Raw genomic sequence first — 3,674 nt, 5'->3', positions numbered from 1 at the left:
CCAGCACGAACGCGTCCAGCTCGCGGTCGCCGAGCAGATCAACCGGCGCGGTCTCGCCCCGCTCGCGCCGGCCCGGGCGCTGACCTCGCTGCAGCGCGCACTCGACCACGGCGAGCAGTTCGTCGCGGTGGTGGACGTGGCGTGGGAGAAGCTCCTGCCGGCGTTCCTCGCCGCCCGGCCGAGCCGGCTGCTGTCCGGCCTGCCCGAGCTGGCGGAGCTGGTCGCGGCGGCCACCGCCCGGCCCGAGGACGTGGACGCGCCGGAGAGGTTGCGGCAGCGCCTGGTGGGCGCCACCGAGACCGAACGCGCCGACGTGCTGGCGGACCTGGTCGCGGAGCACACCGCCGAGGTGCTCGGGCACGCGTCCGTGCTGGCGGTGGCCACCGAGACCGGCTTCCTGGAGCAGGGCTTCGACTCGCTGACCGCGATCGAGCTGCGCAACCGCCTCGGCGCGGCGACCGGCCTGCGCCTGCCGAGCACGTTGATCTTCGACTACCCGACGCCGGCGGCCCTGGCCGGCTGGCTGCTCGCCGAACTGACCGGCATGCCGGACGAGGAGCCGGAAAGCACGCCGGTCGAGCTGGACAGCGCCGAGATCGACTCGGCGGACGTGCTCGACCTGCTGCGGATGGCCCGCGAGGCCCTCGACTCCTGATCTCTGAGAGGACTTTGTTGATGAACACAGCCGGTCAAGAGTTAGCCGCCGCGCTCCGCGACTCGCTCAAGGAGATCCAGCGCCTGCGTCAGCGCAACACCGAGCTGGAGGCCTCGGCCAGCGAGCCCATCGCGATCATCGGGATGGCGTGCCGGTACCCGGGTGGCGTCACGTCACCGGAGGACCTGTGGCGGCTGGTCGCCGACGGCGACGACGCGATCTCGTTCCTGCCGGAGAACCGGGGCTGGGACACCGACGCGCTGTACGACCCGGACCCGGACCACGCCGGCACCTCGTACGTCCGCGAGGGTGGCTTCCTGCACGACTGCGCCGACTTCGACCCGGCGTTCTTCGGGATCTCGCCGCGTGAGTCGCTCGCCATGGACCCGCAGCAGCGCCTGCTGCTGGAGACCTCGTGGGAGGCGATCGAGCGGGCCGGGATCGACCCGGCCTCCTTGAAGGGCACCAAGGTCGGCGTGTACGCCGGCATCGCGACCTACGACTACGCCGCCCGGTTCCGCACGGTGCCGGCCGAGGTCGAGGGCTACCTCGGCAACGGGTCGGCGGGCAGCGTGGCCTCCGGCCGCATCGCCTACACGTTCGGCTTCGAGGGCCCCGCGGTCACCGTCGACACCGCGTGCTCGTCCTCGCTCGTCGCGCTGCACCTGGCGATCCAGGCGTTGCGCAAGGGCGAGACGCGGCTCGCGCTGGCCGGCGGCGTGACCGTGCTGTCCACCCCGGCCGGGTTCATCGAGTTCTCCCGGCAGAAGGGGCTGGCGCCGGACGGGCGGTGCAAGTCGTTCGCCGCGGCCGCGGACGGCACCGCGTGGGGTGAGGGCGCCGGCATGCTGCTGGTGACCACGCTTTCCGAGGCACGGCGCAGCGGATACCCCGTGCTGGCGGTCGTCCGGGGCACGTCGATCAACCAGGACGGCGCGTCCAGCGGGCTGACCGCGCCGAACGGGCCGGCGCAGCGGAAGGTCATCCGCGCCGCGCTGGCCGACGCGGGACTGTCCACTTCGGACGTCGACGTGGTCGAGGCGCACGGCACCGGCACCACGCTCGGCGACCCGATCGAGGCGCAGGCCATCCTGGCCACCTACGGGCAGAAGCGGGAACGCCCGCTGCTGCTGGGCTCGCTGAAGTCGAACATCGGCCACACCCAGGCGGCGGCCGGCGTCGGCGGCATCATCAAGATGGTCGCGGCGATGCGTGCGGGCGTGGTCCCGAAGACCCTGCACGTGGACGAGCCGACCCCGGAGGTCGACTGGTCGGCCGGCGCGGTCGACCTGGTCACCGAGGCGACCCCGTGGCCCGAGGCCGATCGCCCGCGCCGGGCCGCGGTGTCCTCGTTCGGCGTCTCGGGCACCAACGCCCACGTGATCATCGAGGGCGTGTCGCCGGTCGCGGAGGAGGTGCCCGCCGCGCCGGTGGTGACCGAGCCGGCGTGGCCGGTGCCGTTGCTCGTGTCGGCCAAGACCGGCGCGGCGCTGCGTGACCAGGCCGCTCGCCTGCTGCCCGTCGTGGCCGAGGCCAACCTTGCCGATCTCGCCTTCTCCTTGTCCACCAACAGGTCCGCGTTCACCCACCGGGCCGTCGTGCTCGCCGAGGACGCCGAGGCCGCCCGTGCGGGGCTCGGTGCCATCGCCGACGGCGACGACGCCGCCGTGATCCGCGGCGTCGCCGGCCCCGGCAAGACCGCCTTCGTCTTCACCGGCCAGGGCGCGCAGCGGGTCGGCATGGGCAATGAGCTGTACGAGACGTTCCCGGTCTTCGCCGCCGCGCTCGACGAGGTGCTCGCCCACCTCCCCGAAGGCCTGCGGGAGGTCATGTTCGAGGGCGCCGGCGACCTCGACGACACGGGCTGGACCCAGCCCGCCCTGTTCGCGACGGAGGTCGCGTTGTTCCGGCTCTTCGAGTCCTGGGAGGTGATTCCTGATGTGGTGGGTGGACATTCAGTTGGTGACGTGGCGGCCGCGCATTGTGCCGGCGTTCTTACGCTCGCGGATGCGGCGAAGCTCGTCACGGCCCGTGCGTCCCTGATGGCCGCCCTGCCGCGAGGCGGGGCAATGGTCTCCGTGGTCGCCACCGAGGACGACGTCCGACCGCTGCTGACCGACCTCGTGTCGATCGCGGCGGTCAACGGCCCGTCCTCCGTGGTGATCGCGGGAGACGAGGCAGAAGTACTGGCCGTCGCGGCGAACTTCGAGCGCACCAAGCGGCTGACGGTCTCGCACGCGTTCCACTCGCCGCTGATGGCGCCGATGCTCGACGAGTTCCGCGCCGTCGTCGAAGGGCTCACCTTCACCAAGCCCACCATCCAGATGCTCGCCGACGTCACCTCGGTCGACTTCTGGGTGAACCACGTGCGCGACGCCGTCCGGTTCGCGGACCTGGTGATCGCCATGCGTGCCAAGGGAGTCAGCCGGTTCGCCGAGCTGGGCCCGGACGGCGTGCTGTCGGCGATGGTGCGGGACACCCTCGCCGAGGCCGACCCGGCGCCCGAGGCGCCGCTGACCGTGGTCGCCGCGCAGCGCCGCGACCGGCCGCAGGTGACGACCGCGCTCACCGCGCTGGCCACCCTGCACACCGCGGGCGCGTCGACCAACCTGGCGCTGCCGGGCGGCCGCCGGATCGACCTGCCCACCTACGCGTTCCAGCGGGAGCGGTACTGGCTGGACGACAGCGCCGAGGTCGCCAACGCCGTCGACCTCGGCCTGACCAGCACCGACCACCCGCTGCTGGCGACCGTCACCACGCTCGCCGACGCCGACGGCCTGCTGCTCACCGGCCGGCTGTCGGTCCGCACCCACCCGTGGCTCGCCGACCATGCCGTCGCCGGCACCGCCATCCTGCCCGGCACGGGCTTCGTCGAGCTGGCCGTGCGTGCCGGCGACGAGGTCGGCGCGGACCGGATCGACGAGCTGATGATCGAGACCCCGATGGTCCTGCCCGCCACGGGCGGTCTGGCCGTCCAGGTCTGGGTCGGCCCGCCGGACCAGCACGGCACCCGCCCACT

General features: G+C 73.0%; 2 protein-coding genes. Both read left to right on the top strand.

Annotated elements, in window-relative coordinates; all coding sequences use genetic code 11:
* Nucleotides 1-655, top strand: a 655-nt coding sequence (locus VET29_RS19075) for a beta-ketoacyl reductase (RefSeq protein ID WP_324922168.1), incomplete at its 5' end; no start/stop codon positions are given.
* A 20-nt stretch (nucleotides 656-675) separates the two neighbouring features.
* Nucleotides 676-3,674, top strand: a 2,999-nt coding sequence (locus VET29_RS19070; protein ID WP_349256446.1) for a type I polyketide synthase, incomplete at its 3' end; no start/stop codon positions are given.

Origin of the sequence: Actinophytocola sp. (assembly GCF_035634895.1) — a bacterium.
Classification (GTDB): domain Bacteria; phylum Actinomycetota; class Actinomycetes; order Mycobacteriales; family Pseudonocardiaceae; genus Actinophytocola.
Note: the sequence above shows the minus strand (reverse complement) of the source record. Positions and strands in the feature narration are given on the sequence as shown.